Source organism: Streptomyces sp. JK94, assembly GCF_053613315.1.
Genome location: NZ_JBSICH010000021.1, coordinates 65,937 through 82,539 on the forward strand (window position 1 = coordinate 65,937; position 16,603 = coordinate 82,539).

A 16,603-nucleotide genomic window follows, 5' to 3' on the forward strand; every position below is an offset into this window, starting at 1 on the left:
CGCGACCCGCACCGGCCCACCGCACCCCGGCCCACCGCGCAACCCGCACCCGGGCTCATCGCGCGACCGCCCCCCGGCCCGCCAAACCGCCGGAGGCCCAAGCAAGCGCTTAGAAAGTTGCGGTCCACGTCACACTCCCGCACCCGTGACCCAGCCCATACGTCCGGGTAACTTCCCAACCAGCCCCGCCGCCCACCCGCCGCCCGACCACCACCCCCGAACGAGGCGCGCGCCGCCCCTCGTACCGACTCGCCACTGGAGCCGTGATGCCCGAAGCCGTGATCGTCTCAGCCGCCCGCTCCCCCATCGGCCGCGCCTTCAAGGGCTCCCTGAAGGACCTGCGCCCCGACGACCTGGCCGCCACGATCATCCAGGCCGCCCTCGCCAAGGTTCCGGAGCTGGACCCCAGGGACATCGACGATCTGATGCTCGGCTGCGGGCTGCCCGGCGGCGAGCAGGGCAACAACCTCGGCCGCATCGTCGCCGTGGAGATGGGCATGGACCACCTGCCCGGCTGCACCGTCACCCGCTACTGCTCCTCGTCCCTGCAGACCTCCCGCATGGCGCTGCACGCCATCAAGGCCGGCGAGGGCGACGTGTTCATCTCGGCCGGTGTCGAGATGGTCTCCCGGTTCGCCAAGGGCAACTCTGACAGCCTGCCGGACACCCGCAACCCGCTGTTCGCCGAGGCGGAGGCCCGCACCGCCGCCGTCGCCGAGCAGGAGGGCACCACCTGGCACGACCCGCGCGAGGACGGCCTCGTCCCCGACCCGTACATCGCCATGGGCCAGACCGCCGAGAACCTCGCCCGCGTCAAGGGCGTCACCCGGCAGGACATGGACGAGTTCGGCGTCCGCTCGCAGAACCTCGCCGAGGAAGCCATCAAGAACGGCTTCTGGGAGCGGGAGATCACGCCGGTCACGCTGCCCGACGGCACCGTGGTCTCCAAGGACGACGGCCCGCGCGCCGGCGTCACCCTGGAGGGCGTCCAGGGCCTCAAGCCCGTCTTCCGCCCCGACGGCATGGTCACCGCCGGCAACTGCTGCCCGCTCAACGACGGCGCCGCCGCCCTCGTGATCATGAGCGACACCAAGGCCCGCGAGCTGGGCCTGACCCCGCTCGCCCGGATCGTCTCCACCGGCGTCTCCGGCCTCTCCCCCGAGATCATGGGCCTCGGCCCGGTCGAGGCGAGCAAGCAGGCCCTGTCCCGGGCCGGGCTGTCCATCGACGACATCGACCTGGTCGAGATCAACGAGGCCTTCGCCGCGCAGGTCATCCCCTCCTACCGCGACCTGGGCATCCCGCTGGAGAAGCTGAACGTCAACGGTGGCGCCATCGCCGTGGGCCACCCCTTCGGCATGACCGGTGCCCGCATCACCGGCACCCTGATCAACTCCCTCCGGACGCACGACAAGCAGTTCGGTCTGGAGACCATGTGCGTCGGGGGCGGCCAGGGCATGGCGATGGTCATCGAGCGCCTGAGCTGACCGGTGCGCCGCCGCACCGAATGAGGGACGGTCGGTAGCGCCGGGGGGACCCAGCGTGACGCGCGGCCCGGGACCCCGGCCACCCCGGGGTTCTGGGCCGTTTTGTGACCCAATCTCCCCCATGATGTGACCTACCTCTCCCGCCCCGCCGATTCACGCAGGTCAGACCGGCCACACCCCCATCATCCGACCCCAAAGTCCTGTCCGTTTCGTGACGTTACGCACTGACAGACGGTTAGTCCACCCTTCAAGCTGATGTAGGAAGTCGGGGGTCTGACTTTGAACCGGGAGTACGTCCGTGAGCGCCATGCCGATCGCCCTGCTGCTCACCACGGCCGCCACCGGCGCCGTGGGCGTCGCCGTCCTGCGCGCCGTGCTTGTGCTGCGCCGCCAGGTGGCGGCCCTGCACACCGAGCTGACCAAGAGCCGTGCCGACGCCGCGCGCGGCCGCGTGCCGGCGGCCCGCACCACCGCCGACGCCGAGGAGATACGCGCGGCCGTCGCGGAGGCGCTCGCCGAGGAGCGCGAGCGGGAACTCGCCGAGGCGCGGGCCTTCTGGGCCGCCCAGGACGCGCGGGACACCTCCGACGCGCCACTGCTGCTCGGCCTGTCCGACAGTGAGCTGTTCCTGCCTCGCCAGGCCGACTTCGCCGGCCTGGAGCCGCTGGCCGAGCCGGGCGCCGACGCCGACGAACCGACCGCACTGGACGCGAACCCGCGGGAGTCCGCCGAGCTGGCCGCGGCCCGCCGCCGGCACCCCTCGCACCCGGACTTCGTGCCGAACTCCTCACCGGTTGTGAACGACCACGAGCGCACCGTCGCCACTCTGGAGGAGCTGGCCGAGTCGAGCGTGGCACTGGCGGACGTCCGCCCGGGTCCGCTGGGCACGCTCGACGTGTACGTCTTCGCCGACGGGACCACCCTGTGCATGACCCCGGGCCACCGTGAGACCGCGGAGCGCCTGGCCGACGCGCTGGGGTCGGGCAAGACGCCGTACCTCCTGGGCGGCTCGGGCATCTCCGGCGCCTACACGCTGACCTTCGCCTGCGGCGAGGAGAACGTGTACATCCTGGCGGACCGCGTCATCGCGTCCCTCTAGCCACGCCCGGGCGTCAGACCCCGGCCCGCTTGCGGGCCTCGTCCACCAGTCGCACCGCCTGTTCCACCTGGCCCTCGTCACTCAGCACGAGGGCCAAGTCGTGTGCGGCGACGGCGATCTGGTCGGCGGCGGCGAACATGCCCGCGTCCGGCATCTCCCGGGGCTGTGACCCCGGTTCCTCCACGAGCTGGGCGCGCCGGGCCAGCTCCCTGGCCAGCCCCAGCGCCTCGGCGGCGGCCCCGCGTTGCAACCGGCTCTGCGGGGCGGCCCGCAACCGGTCGGCGAAATCGTCCACGGCACGGAGCAAAGGCGTCGTATCAACCACGGCGCGAGCGTACGCGCCCCTCCGGGACTGTTGCCAACGGGCGAACGCTCAGGCACGGTGGCCTGAAGGACCGGCTCACATCCCCTTTCGCCCGGAGGCGCCGATGTCCCAAGTCTTCTCCGAGGAGACCCACCGCAACATGCTCGCCCGTATCCCGCACTGCACCGGTCGTGACATCTCCGACTGGCTGCGCGCCGTCGAGGACGGCCCCGCCCTCCTCCGTTTCGAGGAGAAGGTCAGCTGGCTCCGCCACGAACACGACCTCGCGTACGGCCACGCGAAGGCGATCGTCCACGAGTACGACCTGAGAAGGGCCGCGCGCAAGCTGCGCTAGGCGCCGCCGCCCCACGACGAAGGCCCCGGGCGCAAGCCCGGGGCCCTTCACGCGTCGCGCCCGGGGGCGCCGCGCCGTACTAGTCGCTGCTGTTCAGGATCGCGATCAGCCGCAGGAACTCCAGGTACAGCCAGACCAGCGTCAGCGTGAGGCCGAAGGCGGCGAGCCAGGCCTCCTCGCGCGGGGCGCCGTACGCCAGACCGTCCTCGACCTGCTTGAAGTCCATGGCCAGGAAGCAGGCGCCGAGGATGATGCCGACGATGCCGAAGACGACACCGAGCGCACCGCTGCGGAAGCCGAGGCCGTCACCGCCGCCGAGGACGGCGAACAGCAGGTTCACCATCATCAGGAAGACGAAGCCGAGCGCGGCCGCCATGACGAAGCCGTAGAAACGGCGGTTGACGCGGATCCAGCCGGCCTTGTAGGCGATCAGCACACCGGCGAAGACCGCCATCGTGCCGATCACGGCCTGCATGGCCGCGCCGTCGGCGATGCGGTTGTCGACGACGCTGGAGACGACGCCGAGGAAGACACCCTCGAACGCCGCGTACGACAGGATCAGCGCGGGCGAGGCCTTGCGCTTGAAGGACTGCACGAGCGCCAGGACCATGCCGATCACCGCGGCACCGATACCGACGCCGTAGGAACGGCCGATGTTGGCGTCGTCCACGGGCAGCAGGGCCCATGCGAGCGCGGCCGTCACGACGAGGACGCCGAGCGTGCTCGCCGTACGGATGACGACGTCGTCCATCGTCATCCGGCCGGTGGTGGCCGGCGCCTGCGGCGGCGCGCCGTACTGCTGGTCCTGCTGGGCGTAAGGGTTCTGCGCGTAGGGGTTGCCGGCGGGCTGGGCGTACGGACTTCCCTGCGCCTGCGCGTACGGGTTCCCCTGGGTGGCGACGGCGGGACCCCCGGCCTGCGGCGCGGCGTTGAAGCCCGCGTAGCCGTTGTCGCGGCTGAACCCCCGTCGCGAGAAGACCGGGTTTCTGCTCCTCATTTCACTCCTCCATGGCCACACGACGCAGCCTTGGCTCAAGAGTAATGGAACGGCAAAGGAATAACCCTACTGCTTGGGGAGGATCTTTCCCTGCTCCTGCGGGACAACACGCTACGCGGATCAGTGATTCCCCTCACCGGCGGGGGCGGTCAAGCGGCTGTACGCCGCTCACCCGATCGGGAAACCGGTGTAGGCCTCGGCGAGGTCGGTCCCGGCGGCGCGGGAGCCGGCGATGCGGTCCAGACGGGCCAGCTGGAGGCGGTCGTCGAAGGGCGTGGCGTCGGGGGCGCGGTGCAGGAGGGCCGTCATGTCGTACGAGAACCGCTCGGCCTGCCAGACGCGCCGCAGGCAGGTGGCGGAGTAGGCGTCGAGCAGCTCGTCGGAGCCGGTCCGGGTGCGGTGGGCCAGCGCCCGCGCGAGGGTGACGACGTCGCCGACGGCGAGGTTCAGGCCCTTGGCGCCGGTGGGCGGCACGATGTGCGCCGCGTCGCCGGCCAGGAAGAGGCGGCCGTGCCGCATGGGCTCGTGGACGTGGGAGCGCATCGGCGTGACCGACTTCTGGGTGAGGGGGCCGCGCCGGAGGGTCCAGTCGTCGGCCGTCTCGAGGCGGCGTTCCAGCTCGGCCCAGATCTCCTCGTCGCTCCAGCTCCCGGCGTCCGTGCCCGCGGGCACCTGGAGGTAGAGGCGGGACACGGACGGGGAGCGCATGGACAGCAGGGCGAAGCCGCGGTCGTGGCGGGCGTAGACCAGCTCGTCGTGCGAGGGGGCCACGTCGGCGAGGACGCCGAGCCAGGCGAAGGGGTACGTCCGCTCGAAGGTGCGGCCCAGTCCGGCCGGGACGGCTCCCCGGGCGACGCCCCGGAAGCCGTCGCAGCCGACGACGTAGTCGCACTCCAGCACGTCCTCCGCGCCGTCCCGGCCGTACGCGCCGTCCCCGCCGTACGCGCCGTCCCCACCGCCGTGCCGGAAGCGGACGCGCGGGTGTTCGGTCTCCGCACCCTCCACGGCCAGCGCCTCGGTCTCGAACAGCAGCGGGCCGCCCTCGTCGAACTGCAGGGCGATGAGATCCTTGCAGACCTCGGTCTGGGCGTAGACCATGACGGACTTTCCGCCGGTGAGCGCGGGGAAGTCGACACGGTGGCGCCGCCGGTCGAAGCGCAGCTCGATTCCGTCGTGGCGCAGCCCCTCCCGGTCCATCCGCTCCCCCGCCCCGGCCGCCCGCAGGACGTCCACGGTGCCCTGCTCCAGGATTCCGGCGCGCTGCCGCCGTTCGACGTAGGCACGGTCGCGGCTCTCCAGGACGACCGAGTCGATCCCGGCGCGGTGGAGCAGCCGGGCGAGGAGGAGTCCGGCGGGTCCCGCCCCGATGATGCCGACGGTGGTACGCATCGGTCGTCCCCTTCGCCTGGCGTCGTCGCCGCGTCGCTCACGTTGTTCGCACAGTGAACACGAGTTCAGCGTGATGCACGCAGGAGGTGCCGGGACCGGTGAACGATCCGTCGGCCTGAGGGAAGTGTCCTCCAACGGCCCCCGTGGGGACACGGACGGTTCCCCGGCGCCTCGTCGCCCCTCGTCCGCCCGGCACCCGACGCCGGCCCCGGCGAGAACGTCGGTGATGCCGAACGCGCGGGCGGGGGCGAGCCCTGTGGTCACGCCGGGGCACGCGGTGACACTGCCCGACTCGAGCGTCCTTCCACCCGCCCTGCTCACGCGCCGCTGAACCCCCTGTACCGGCGGGACACTTCCGGTACCTGGACGTGGAAAACCCAGCACACCGGACGCCCTGGCACACGTCAGGGCAAGGGCAGGAAACCCCTCCGAGAAGGACCTCATGCGTCACACTCGCACCATTCCGGTCGCCGCCGGGGCACTCGCTCTGGCCGCCGCCACCACAGTTCTACTCCCGGCCGCCGCCCACGCGGCCGTTCCCCCCCGGAACGGCACTGCGTCGGCAGTTCCCCCGCGGTACCCGGCTGCGTCGCCTGACGTACGGCCATGAGAGGTAAACCGCGACCGGAAACACTGACAAGAGAGTGAAGGAGGACCGTGGCCGTTAATGTCACGAAAATCAGTGTTTCCATCCATACGACAGGAGTGGTCATGGGTCTGCCCGTCATCGGCGGTCTGCTCGACAGCGTGATCGGCATCGTCCTCGGTGCGGTGAACGGCATCGCGCCTCAACTCGGAGCCCTTATGGCCGGCCTGGGCCTCTGAGCGGTCCCGCGCCAGGTTCGCCGTTCAGCCTCTGCCGCGACAGGGGCGTCGTGTGGCCGTCCCGGGCCCCAGCTTCCCGGGACGAGCCCAGGACCGTCTGCCGGCCCCAGGCCGCCGGCACGGTGACGGCGTTCCATGTGCCGTCGATCTCGACCGGGCCCAGTGGCACGTCCTCGTGCAGGAGGTACGGCGGCCGTAAGAGAGGGGCGGTCGTCATGACGCGGTCACCTCCGCCCACACCTGCTTGCCCCAGGGCAACGGGACGACGCCCCAGTTGCTGGACACCGCGTCGACCAGGCGCAGGCCCCGGCCGGTCTCGGCCAGCGGGTCCCCGACCTGGAACTGCGGCAGGTCCCGGCTCCTGTCGGTGATGGCGACGCGCACCCGGTAGCGGACCGTACGGGTCACCGCCATCCGCACCACGGAGCCGCGGGCGTGCCGGGCGGCGTTGCTCGCCAGCTCCGACGCGATCAGCTTCACGTCATCCCCGAGGTGCTCCAGGCGCCACACGGCCAGCACCGTGTCGACCATCTTCCGGGCGTCCTCGGCGACCTGGTCGTCCCGCTGCAGAACCCCGTAGTAGGCCGGATCTCCCGTGGCCGAGGCGACCGGACGCCAGGACGGCCGTAGTCGTTCCACTGTCTCGCTCCCGTGGCTGGTGGTGCTCGCCATGCTGACGCCTCCAAGCGGCCTCACGCGGTTTGCTCGTACGGTGAGTACAACGGGGAATACGCTGAGTGCATTAGGACCGGTGGGCGCTGATGCGTTTACCGTGTTTAACGCCCTGCTTGGGAGGGTGGGCGAGGTGACGGATCACGCCTGCGCGCGCAACGCCGCGCTGGAACGGGCCCTGAAACAGGCCGATCTGACGTACGAACAGGCCGCCGCGGCTGTCCGCGTGGTGGCCGCCGAGGCTGGCGAATTACTCCGCACCAACAGGTCTGCGGTGGCTCATTGGGTGAAGGGTCAACGACCGGCCCTCACCACCGCCGCATACATTGCCGAAGCGCTGTCGCGCAGGCTCGGCCGCTCTCTGCGACCGAGCGAGCTCGGGTTGTGCGACCCCGGCCAGGACCCCGCCCACGAACGGCTGGGCCTGATCCTGGGCGCCGACCCGGTGGACACACTCAGGCGGATCGGGGAGGCGGACATTCACCGGCGGAAGTTCCTCACTGGGGCGGCCTACAGCGTCGCAGCGGCTGCCCTGCCGCTGGGCATGGACCAGGCCGTCGAGCAGCAGCAGCGGGCCCGGGCGGGCCACCAGCGGGCCGGGCACGCGGAGATCGCAGCCGTCCGGGACATGGTCGACATGTTCACCCGCATCGACGAGCGCCACGGCGGCCGGCACGGCCGCAGCGCCGTCGTCCAGTACCTACGCAGCGACGTGGCCGACCTGTGCCGGTCCACGTTCACCACCGACGACCACCGCCGCGAGGCGCTGGCCGCCGCCGCGTGCGTCTCGTACCTGTGCGGCTGGAAGGCATTCGACGCCGGGGAGCACGGCCTGGCCCAGCGCTACTACCTCCAGAGCTACGCCCTGACGAAGGAGGCCGGGGACGACCTCCACGGAGCCTGGATACTGCGGATCATGGCGCACAACGGCATGGACGTCCGCCGGCCGGAGCGCACCGTGGACCTGGCGGAGGCCGCCCTGGCGCACGTCCACGGCCGCGTGGACCCGACCACGGAGTCCCTGTTCGCCGTCACCCGCGCCCGCGCCCTGGCCCACGCCGGCCGCAGCAACGAGGCGGTCGCCCAGCTCCGCCAGGCGCAGGACCTGGTCCTGCGGGGCGAGGAACGAGAGCTGCCGTTCTGGGCCGCCCTGTGGGGCTCCCCCCGGGCCACCGTCGCCAGCCACACGGCCAAGACGTTCCGGGAGCTACGCGACCACGCCAACGCCGAGAAGCACTACGGCGTATCGGCGCGCAGCCGCCCCGGCAGCGGCCACGAGCACCAGCGGATCACCGCGCTCACGCTCGCCGCGCAGGGCCGCGAGCAGGCCGCCCAGGGCCACCTGGAACAGGCATGCGGAACGTGGGGTCAGAGCCTGGGCCTGTTCGGCGGGGTCCGCTCCGCCCGTGCCGCCGGCGAGGTGCGCGGTATCCGCCGCCACCTGGCGGTGTTCGAGCGGCGCGGCGTCAAGGCCGCCGCCGAGCTGGACGAGCAGGCCCGCTCCTGGCAGCTCGCGTACACCTGATCATGGTGCGGGCGGTGTCAGTCCCCCGACCGTAATGTGGTCCCGTGCCCAGCTTTCCCCGGGTCTCCGGGCACTGCGTGCTGCCCGGGACCGCCTCAACGACGCCATCCGAACCCTGATGGGCCGGCTGGCCAGGCGACAGCGCACCCAGCGGTGGGGGGGCGGACGCCTGCCCCAGGGCAGCACGTGCTGGGTGACCGCCGCCTGACCCCGGACAGGGGTGCGCCCCGCTCCGATTTCCAGGCCGGGGCGGGGCGCTTGCCGGCCAGGCCGTGGCCCAGCAGCTCCTGCCACGGGCCGGCGCTGATGTCGACCACGCGGCGGGACGCCTTGCTCTTGGGCGTGCCCAGATAGGCACCCGGCTGCGGTAGCGCTCCTCCACACCCGCCTTGTTCCTGATCACCTCCCGCGCGTAGCGGGGAAGATGAACGACTCCTCGACGCCGACCGAGGGGTCCATGTACCCCTCGCCGTCCTCGTCGCGGGCGAAGCACTCGACCTGCTGGTTGGTTCTGTCGCCCCCGAGGTTCCGCTTCACCTGGTAGCTGGTGACGACACCAACCCTGTTCTTTCGTGGTGCTACGTACGCCATGGCACAGCGCTGTACGCCCGGTGCTCCCGTTGTGCTCCCGAGACGAAACAGAAAATCGGCCTCCGCAGACCGTCTCACCAGGTCAGACGGGGTAAAAACGCGAGTGCCCGGAGCCGGACTCGAACCGGCACGCCCGCGAGGGGGCAGCGAGGTTTAAGCTCGCCGTGTCTGCATTCCACCATCCGGGCAGGCCATGGGCTCCGCGTCGAGCGTCCTGAGCCTATCGGGGCACGCCCCGTGAACACCGGCCGGACGGAACGATGTTGTCTTATTTTATTGGCGCCTGAGGGCGCATCAGTTCCGGGGCTCGGCCTTCCTCACTTGCCAACAGCCTGGCGTGCGGCCTTCGGCAGCGCATGCGGAATGACGGAATTTCACCGTCTCTACAAGGGCGCCCGCCCTGTTCCTGTTCCGCCCTCGCCGGACCGGTGGGCAGGGGGCCGGCCGTCATCCTCAGGTAGTACACGGGCTTGGCCCCTCCGACCGGAGTCCCCCTTCGGAACCGGAACAGCGGCTGACTACACGGCGCCCGGCGGCCGAAAGGATGGACAGCGTCCCCGAGCACCCGCCGTACCGTCAGGAGCGCCCTTCCCGTGACCACCGCACCCATCGCCGACCGGTCCACCACCGTGGCCGCACGCGCCACGGAGCTTTCGAAGATCTACGGTCAGGGCGAGACCCAGGTGGTCGCCCTGGACCGGGTCTCCGTCGACTTCCGGCAGGCCGAGTTCACCGCGATCATGGGTCCCTCCGGCTCCGGCAAGTCCACGCTGATGCACTGCGTCGCCGGGCTGGACACCTTCTCCTCCGGCTCGGTGCGCATCGGTGACACCGAGCTGGGCTCGCTCAAGGACAAGCAGCTGACCAAGCTGCGCCGGGACAAGATCGGATTCATCTTCCAGGCGTTCAACCTGCTGCCGACGCTCACCGCGCTGGAGAACATCACCCTGCCGATGGACATCGCGGGCCGCAAGCCGGACCGGCAGTGGCTGGACTCCGTGATCGGGATGGTCGGGCTGGCCGACCGGCTCGGCCACCGCCCCTCCCAGCTCTCCGGCGGCCAGCAGCAGCGTGTGGCCGTGGCGCGGGCGCTGGCCTCCCGGCCGGAGATCATCTTCGGTGACGAGCCGACCGGGAACCTCGACTCCCGTTCGGGCTCCGAGGTGCTGGGCTTCCTGCGCAACTCGGTGCGGGAGCTGGGGCAGACGGTCGTGATGGTCACCCACGACCCGGTGGCCGCGGCCTACGCGGACCGGGTGGTCTTCCTCGCGGACGGACGCATCGTCGACGAGGTGCACGGGCCGACGGCCGAATCGGTGCTGGACCGCATGAAGCAGTTCGACGCCAAGGGCCGCACCAGCTGACGTCCCGCCCGCCCGCACTCCCCCGTACTTCCCCACGTACGTCTGGACAGAGAAGACCCATGCTCCGTACCGCCTTGCGCAACGTTCTCGCGCACAAGGCCAGGCTGTTGATGACCGTGCTCGCCGTGATGCTGGGCGTTGCGTTCGTGTCGGGCACCCTGGTCTTCACCAACAGCATCTCCGACGCCCTGCAGAACAGCTCCGCCAAGGGCTTCGACCACGTCGACGTCGCCGTGACGGCCAGGTACCAGGACGCCGAGGGCGACAAGGTCGGTGAGCCGGCCGAGCTGACCGAGGCGCACGTCGACGACAGCGCCGGGGTGCCCGGCGCGGCCTCCGCCATCGGCGTGGTGAGCGGTTTCACCGCCGTGGCCGACAAGGACGGCGGCCTGATCGGTGACGGCTGGAGCACCAGGGGCGGCAACTACTGGGGCGCGAAGGACGCCCGGTACCCGCTGACGGCCGGCCGTGCCCCGCGGGGCGAGGGCGAGATCCTCATCGACTCCCGGACCGCCGAGCGCACCGGTTACGGTGTCGGCGACACGGTGCGGATGTCCGTCGACGGGCCGGTGCTCACCCCGGAGGTCGTCGGTGTCTTCACGACCGACGACGGCGGCGTCGCGGCCGGCGGCAGCCTCACCCTCTTCGACACGGCGACCGCGCAGAAGGTCTTCGGCAAGGCGGGCACGTACGACGAGATCGACGTCGAGGCGAAGGACGGCGTCACGCAGGCCGCTCTGAAGAGGCAGCTGGACGAGGCGCTGCCGAAGGACCTCGTCGAGACCACCACCGGCGAGAAGCTCGCCGACGACCAGGCGGAGATGATCGCCTCGTCGATGAGCGGCATGAAGCAGGGTCTGCTGGTCTTCGCCGGCATCGCGCTGTTCGTCGGCACGTTCATCATCGCGAACACCTTCACGATGCTGGTCGCCCAGCGCACCAAGGAGCTGGCCCTGATGCGGGCGGTCGGCGCCTCCCGCCGGCAGGTCACGCGCTCGGTGCTGATCGAGGCGTTCGTGGTGGGCGTCGTCGCCGCCGTCGCCGGTCTGGTCGCGGGCATCGGCATCGGAGCCGGACTGCGCGCCCTGATGGGCTCCTTCGAGGCCACCGTGCCCGACGGGCCGCTGGTCGTCTCGGCCGGCACGATCGTCGCGGCCCTCGCGGTCGGCGTCCTGGTCACCATGGTGGCGGCCTGGCTGCCGGGCCGCCGGGCGGCGAAGATCCCGCCGGTGGCGGCGATGAGCAGCGTGCACGCCCGGGCGACGGCCAAGTCGCTGGTCCTGCGCAACACCCTGGGCGCGCTGTTCTCGGCCGCCGGCGTCGCGGTCGTCCTCGCGGCGACCACGATGGAGGGCTCCGACGGCCAGGCCCCGATGGGGATGGGCGCGGTGCTGCTGATCATCGGCGTGTTCATCCTGACGCCGCTGCTGTCCCGCCCGCTGATCGCCGCCGCGGCGCCGGTGCTGCGCGTGTTCGGCGTCGCGGGCAAGCTGGCCCGCCAGAACTCGGTGCGCAACCCGCGCCGCACCGCCGCCACGGCCTCCGCCCTGATGATCGGCCTCACCCTGATCACCGGCATGACGGTGATGGCCGGCAGCCTGCAGAAGTCGATCGACAAGATGGCGGCGGAGGCCATCGAGGCGGACTACGTGGTCTCCATGGCCAACGGCAGCATGCTCTCCCCCGACGTCGCCGGGAAGCTGGCCGACGCCGACGGGGTCACCGCCATCAGCCCGCTGCGCAACGCGCCGTCCCGCATCGGCGGGCGGACCGAGTACCTCACCGGCGTCAGCGGCTCCGCCATCGGCGAGCTGACCGACCTGAAGGTCGAGCAGGGGGCCTTCGAGGTCGGCGGCACGAAGGTCGTCGTGGACGCCGGCACCGCCGAGGACCACGGCTGGCGGGCCGGCTCCGCCTTCACCGCCGCCTACGAGGACGGCGAGAAGCAGAAGCTCACCGTCGCGGGTGTCTACGAGGGCAACGACATGCTCCGCGGCATCATGCTCGACAACGCCACCCTCACCCCGCACCTGTCGGACCCGGTCGACATGCAGGTGATGGTGAAGATGTCCGACGGCGCCTCGTCGGCCTCGAAGGACAGCCTGGTGCAGGCGCTGGACACCAACCCGGCGATCAAGGTCCAGGACAAGCAGGACATCTCCAACGAGATCGCGAAGATGTTCACGCTGATGCTGAACATGCTCTACGGCCTGCTGGCCATGGCGGTGATCGTGGCCGTCCTCGGTGTCGTCAACACCCTGGCGATGTCGGTCTTCGAGCGCTCCCAGGAGATCGGCATGCTGCGGGCGATCGGCCTGGACCGCAAGGGCGTCAAGCGGATGGTCCGTCTGGAGTCCCTGGTCATCTCCCTCTTCGGCGGGGTGCTCGGCATCGGTCTGGGCGTGTTCTTCGGCTGGGCCGCCGGCCGGCTGATGGGCTCGACGATGGCGACGTACGAGCTGGTCCTGCCCTGGGCCCGGATGGGTGTCTTCCTGCTGCTGGCCGCCGTGGTGGGTGTCCTGGCGGCGCTGTGGCCGGCCCGCCGGGCGGGGCGTCTGAACACGCTCCAGGCCATCAAGGCGGAGTAGCCGGTACGCGGACGCAGGGCCCCGTTCCCGGGTGGGAGCGGGGTCCTCCTCGCGTCCGTCGTCCGGGCGCGCCGCGGCGTTCAGTTCCAGGTGCGGGCGCGCAGCGGCAGGCCGGAGCCGCCCGAGTCCGGGGTCCGCACGGCGAGGACCTGGTTGACGCCGATGCGGTTGTGCTCGAAGGCCAGCGCGGAGGCGGCCATGTACAGCCGCCAGACACGGGCGCGGCCGGGGCCGGCCAGCCGCGTGGCCGCCGCCCAGCCGGCCTCCAGGTTGGCGACCCAGCGGCGCAGGGTGAGCGCGTAGTGCTCGCGGATCGACTCCACGTCGCGCACCTCGAACCCGGCGCGCTCCAGCTGGGTGACGGTGGTGCCGAGGGGGGCCAGTTCGCCGTCGGGGAAGACGTAGGCGTCGATGAACGCGTCCACGCTGTAGGCGGACTCGTCCCGCCGGGGGCGCCGCGCGATCTGGTGGTTCAGCAACCGTCCGCCGGGCTTGAGGAGCCCGAACAGGGCGACGGCGTACTCCAGGTAGCGCTCGGCGCCGACGTGTTCGGCCATGCCGATGGAGGAGACGGCGTCGTACGGCCCGTCGGCGACGTCCCGGTAGTCCTGGACGCGGATCTCCACCCGGTCGGTGAGCCCTTCCTCGGCGACGCGTTTGCGGGCGTAGGCGGCCTGCTCCTGGGAGAGCGTGACGCCCACGACGCTCACGCCGTGCTCGCGGGCCGCGTGGATCGCCATGGAGCCCCAGCCGCAGCCGACGTCGAGGAGGCGCCGGCCGGGGCTCAGGCCGAGCTTGCGGCAGACCAGTTCCAGCTTGTCGCGCTGGGCGTCCTCCAAGGTGCCGCCCTCACTCCCGGGGGTCGGCCAGTAGGCGCAGGAGTAGACCATGGAGGGGCCGAGGACGAGTCGGTAGAAGTCGTTGCCGACGTCGTAGTGGTGGCTGACGGCGCGTTTGTCGGTGCGCCGGGTGTGCAGGTGGCCGCGGGTCCGGCGGACCTCCTCCGGCGGCGGGGCGGGCGGCAGGGGCGGCCCGCCGAGCTTGACCAGGCCGCGTACGGCGGCCCGGACCTCGGGGTCGCGCAGCGCCTCGGCGAGGCCGCGGGCGTCCTCCCCGCGCTCCCAGACGAGGCCGGACACCAGGTCGAGGGCGGTGAAGAGGTCGCCGTCGACGTCGAGGTCGCCGGCCACCCAGGCGCGGGCCAGGCCCAGTTCGCCCGGCTTGAACAGCAGGCGGCGCAGGGCCCTGCGGTGGTGGACGACGAGGACCGGCGCGCCCGGCGGACCCGCCTGCGAGCCGTCCCAGGCGCGGATGCGCACCGGGAGGGGGGTTCCCAGCAATTGTGCGAAGAGGCTTTGCAGCCGCAGCGCGGCGTCAGCCATGGCGTACCTCCGTGACGGCCGATCCCGGAATGTCCGACACCACGTAAACACCCGAAAGCCCGCCGCACACTCCCCGGCGCGCGTCATGAGCGTGCAAAACACCGGTACACACGATGAGCTCCGTCGCCCGGCCGGCGCCACGCGAAGGGGCCGCCCGCACCACGGATGGCGGACGGCCCCTTCGGGGTACTACGGGTGGGGAGGACCGGAGGTCAGGAGGCCTTGGCCTTCTCCTGCCGCGAAGCCTGCTCGTTCTTGTCGGCGGCCTTCGGCGCGGCGGCCGGCGCCGGCTTGGCGGCCTCGTAGAACTCCTCGCGCGGGCTCTCCATCGCGCCGAGGGAGACGACCTCGCGCTTGAGGAACATGCCGAGCGTCCAGTCCGCGAAGACGCGGATCTTCCGGTTCCAGGTCGGCATCGCGAGACCGTGGTATCCGCGGTGCATGTACCAGGCGAGACGTCCCTTGAGCTTGATCTTCATCTTGCCCATGACGATCATCGCGACGCCCTTGTGGAGGCCGAGGCCCGCCACCGCGCCCTTGTTGGCGTGGCTGTAGTCCTTCTGCGGGAAGCCCCGCATGCCGGAGATCACGTTGTCGCCGAGGACCTTGGCCTGGCGCAGCGCGTGCTGGGCGTTCGGCGGGCACCAGGCGTTCTCGTTGCCCGCCTTGCGGCCGACGAGGTCCGGCACCTGGGCGTTGTCGCCCGCGGCCCAGATGTGGTCGGTGCCCTTGACCTGGAGGGTCGGCTCGCAGTCGACGTGGCCGCGGGGACCCAGCGGCAGGCCGAAGCGGGACAGCGCCGGGTTCGGCTTGACGCCGGCCGTCCACACGATGGTGCTGGAGTCGACCTCGAGGCCGTTCTTCAGCACCACGTGGCCGTCGACGCAGGAGTCCATGGAGGTGGACAGGTAGACCTCGACACCGCGGCCCTCGAGGTGCTCCTTGCCGTACTGGCCGAGCTTGGGGCCGACCTCGGGGAGGATCTTGTCGGCGGCGTCCACGAGGATGAAACGCATGTCCTCGCGGGAGACGTTCTTGTAGTACTTGGCCGCGTCCCGGGCCATGTCCTCGACCTCACCGATGGTCTCCGCGCCGGCGAAACCGCCGCCGACGAAGACGAAGGTGAGCGCCTTGCGGCGGATCTCCTCGTCGGTGGTGGAGTCGGCCTTGTCCAGCTGCTCCAGCACGTGGTTGCGCAGGCCGATGGACTCCTCGATGCCCTTCATGCCGATGCCCTGTTCGGCGAGGCCGGGGATCGGGAAGGTGCGGGAGACCGCGCCCATGGCGATGACCAGATAGTCGAAGGGCAGCTCGTACGCCTCGCCCACCAGCGGGGAGATCGTGGCGACCTTGCGGTCCTGGTCGATGGTGGTGACCCGGCCGGTGAGGACCTCCGCCTTCGGAAGCACGCGCCGCAGGGGGACGACGACGTGCCGCGGGGAGATGTTGCCGGCGGCGGCTTCGGGGAGGAAGGGCTGGTAGGTCATGTACGACCGCGGGTCGACGACGGTGACGGTCGCCTCGCCGTAACGCATCTTCTTCTGGATGCGTCGAGCTGCGTACAGGCCTACGTACCCACCGCCTACTACGAGGATCCTGGGACGCTCCGTGGTGCTCATGCCATCGAGTATCCACCCGCCCCAGGGGGGTGGTTCGTGCGCCCCTTCACAAGCTCCTGCAAGGGTCGTGTTATTATCCGCCGCCCGCGTGACGGAGGTCATGGCGGTGAAGGGAACCAGCGTGTAGGAGACCCCGTTGTCAATGCCGCGTGAGCTGCCCCTCCGCACCTTCGGGAAGGGCGGACCAGCCTCCGGGACGGCCCTGCCGGGAGCCCCGCTGGACACCGTCCTGAACATGTTCAAAGGGCAGTTGAACCCCCAAAAAGGTCAACCGACGCGCTTTCGTCGTCCGACAGGGCCCAATTCCTTGTGAAGAACTTCACGAACTTCTCCGGCGAGCGGGTGTCGGGGGGGGATCGGAAAACCCCCTCCACCCCCCCCCCCCCCCTCTTCCCCTCTTTTACCA

The 16,603-nt window shown here is 71.0% G+C and carries 13 protein-coding genes and 1 tRNA gene; 6 read left to right on the forward strand and 8 right to left on the reverse strand.

The features are described from left to right. Positions 1-266: 266 nt before the first annotated feature. A complete protein-coding gene (locus ACVV2G_RS20485) occupies positions 267-1,487 on the forward strand; it encodes an acetyl-CoA C-acetyltransferase (protein WP_453844184.1) in 1,221 nt (406 codons plus the stop codon). A gap of 298 nt (positions 1,488-1,785) precedes the next feature. Continuing rightward, positions 1,786-2,586, forward strand: a complete 801-nt coding sequence (locus tag ACVV2G_RS20490) for a hypothetical protein (RefSeq protein ID WP_453844185.1) — start codon at positions 1,786-1,788, stop codon at positions 2,584-2,586. Between the two features lie 13 nt (positions 2,587-2,599). Here the strand turns inward: ACVV2G_RS20490 and ACVV2G_RS20495 are convergent, their stop codons facing one another. Further along, the gene (locus ACVV2G_RS20495) at positions 2,600-2,881 is read right to left on the reverse strand and encodes a hypothetical protein (RefSeq protein ID WP_453844186.1); all 282 of its coding nucleotides are present in this window, start codon (positions 2,879-2,881) and stop codon (positions 2,600-2,602) included. Positions 2,882-3,014: 133 nt separating this feature from the next. Here ACVV2G_RS20495 and ACVV2G_RS20500 point away from each other — a divergent pair, with 133 nt between their 5' ends. Then, positions 3,015-3,245 (forward strand): DUF4287 domain-containing protein, encoded by a 231-nt coding sequence (locus tag ACVV2G_RS20500; protein ID WP_453844187.1) that lies wholly within the window; start codon positions 3,015-3,017, stop codon positions 3,243-3,245. Between the two features lie 79 nt (positions 3,246-3,324). Here the strand turns inward: ACVV2G_RS20500 and ACVV2G_RS20505 are convergent, their stop codons facing one another. The 3 genes from ACVV2G_RS20505 to ACVV2G_RS20515 form a co-directional block, all read right to left on the reverse strand. After that, positions 3,325-4,242, reverse strand: a complete 918-nt coding sequence (locus tag ACVV2G_RS20505; protein ID WP_453844188.1) for a Bax inhibitor-1/YccA family protein — start codon at positions 4,240-4,242, stop codon at positions 3,325-3,327. A 168-nt stretch (positions 4,243-4,410) separates the two neighbouring features. Next, complete coding sequence (locus ACVV2G_RS20510) at positions 4,411-5,631, reverse strand: 4-hydroxybenzoate 3-monooxygenase (RefSeq protein ID WP_453844189.1); 1,221 nt, start codon at positions 5,629-5,631, stop codon at positions 4,411-4,413. Between the two features lie 1,038 nt (positions 5,632-6,669). Next, a complete protein-coding gene (locus ACVV2G_RS20515; RefSeq protein WP_453844190.1) occupies positions 6,670-7,128 on the reverse strand; it encodes an ATP-binding protein in 459 nt (152 codons plus the stop codon). A 133-nt stretch (positions 7,129-7,261) separates the two neighbouring features. On the opposite strand from ACVV2G_RS20515, the gene ACVV2G_RS20520 reads away from it, so the two are divergent. Beyond that, entirely contained in the window at positions 7,262-8,653 is a 1,392-nt protein-coding gene (locus ACVV2G_RS20520; protein WP_453844191.1) for an NsdA family TPR-like regulatory protein, read from the forward strand. A 399-nt stretch (positions 8,654-9,052) separates the two neighbouring features. Here the strand turns inward: ACVV2G_RS20520 and ACVV2G_RS20525 are convergent, their stop codons facing one another. Together ACVV2G_RS20525 and ACVV2G_RS20530 are read right to left on the reverse strand one after the other, a co-directional pair. Beyond that, a complete protein-coding gene (locus ACVV2G_RS20525) occupies positions 9,053-9,244 on the reverse strand; it encodes a hypothetical protein (RefSeq protein ID WP_453844192.1) in 192 nt (63 codons plus the stop codon). A gap of 104 nt (positions 9,245-9,348) precedes the next feature. Further along, positions 9,349-9,432 (reverse strand) — tRNA-Leu (locus ACVV2G_RS20530). A gap of 405 nt (positions 9,433-9,837) precedes the next feature. Here ACVV2G_RS20530 and ACVV2G_RS20535 point away from each other — a divergent pair. Next, the gene (locus ACVV2G_RS20535) at positions 9,838-10,608 is read left to right on the forward strand and encodes an ABC transporter ATP-binding protein (protein ID WP_453844193.1); all 771 of its coding nucleotides are present in this window, start codon (positions 9,838-9,840) and stop codon (positions 10,606-10,608) included. A 59-nt stretch (positions 10,609-10,667) separates the two neighbouring features. After that, complete coding sequence (locus ACVV2G_RS20540; protein ID WP_453844194.1) at positions 10,668-13,196, forward strand: ABC transporter permease; 2,529 nt, start codon at positions 10,668-10,670, stop codon at positions 13,194-13,196. Positions 13,197-13,276: 80 nt separating this feature from the next. On the opposite strand, the gene ACVV2G_RS20545 is transcribed toward ACVV2G_RS20540, so the two are convergent. Together ACVV2G_RS20545 and ACVV2G_RS20550 are read right to left on the reverse strand one after the other, a co-directional pair. Next, on the reverse strand, positions 13,277-14,578 hold the full coding sequence (locus ACVV2G_RS20545; RefSeq protein ID WP_453844195.1) for a class I SAM-dependent methyltransferase: 1,302 nt from the start codon (positions 14,576-14,578) through the stop codon (positions 13,277-13,279). Positions 14,579-14,790: 212 nt separating this feature from the next. Continuing rightward, positions 14,791-16,197: an NAD(P)/FAD-dependent oxidoreductase gene (locus ACVV2G_RS20550; RefSeq protein ID WP_453844196.1), complete on the reverse strand. Its 1,407-nt coding sequence runs from the start codon at positions 16,195-16,197 to the stop codon at positions 14,791-14,793. Positions 16,198-16,603 lie beyond the last annotated feature (406 nt).

Bases quoted from the DNA above. Each gene is read 5' to 3' on its own strand.
- ACVV2G_RS20485 (WP_453844184.1), top strand. From the start codon at position 267: ATGCCCGAAGCCGTGATCGTCTCAGCCGCCCGCTCCCCCATCGGCCGC.
- ACVV2G_RS20500 (WP_453844187.1), top strand. From the start codon at position 3,015: ATGTCCCAAGTCTTCTCCGAGGAGACCCACCGCAACATGCTCGCCCGT.
- ACVV2G_RS20505 (WP_453844188.1), bottom strand. From the start codon at position 4,242: ATGAGGAGCAGAAACCCGGTCTTCTCGCGACGGGGGTTCAGCCGCGAC.
- ACVV2G_RS20510 (WP_453844189.1), bottom strand. From the start codon at position 5,631: ATGCGTACCACCGTCGGCATCATCGGGGCGGGACCCGCCGGACTCCTC.
- ACVV2G_RS20515 (WP_453844190.1), bottom strand. From the start codon at position 7,128: ATGGCGAGCACCACCAGCCACGGGAGCGAGACAGTGGAACGACTACGG.
- ACVV2G_RS20525 (WP_453844192.1), bottom strand. From the start codon at position 9,244: ATGGCGTACGTAGCACCACGAAAGAACAGGGTTGGTGTCGTCACCAGC.
- ACVV2G_RS20540 (WP_453844194.1), top strand. From the start codon at position 10,668: ATGCTCCGTACCGCCTTGCGCAACGTTCTCGCGCACAAGGCCAGGCTG.
- ACVV2G_RS20545 (WP_453844195.1), bottom strand. From the start codon at position 14,578: ATGGCTGACGCCGCGCTGCGGCTGCAAAGCCTCTTCGCACAATTGCTG.
- ACVV2G_RS20550 (WP_453844196.1), bottom strand. From the start codon at position 16,197: ATGAGCACCACGGAGCGTCCCAGGATCCTCGTAGTAGGCGGTGGGTAC.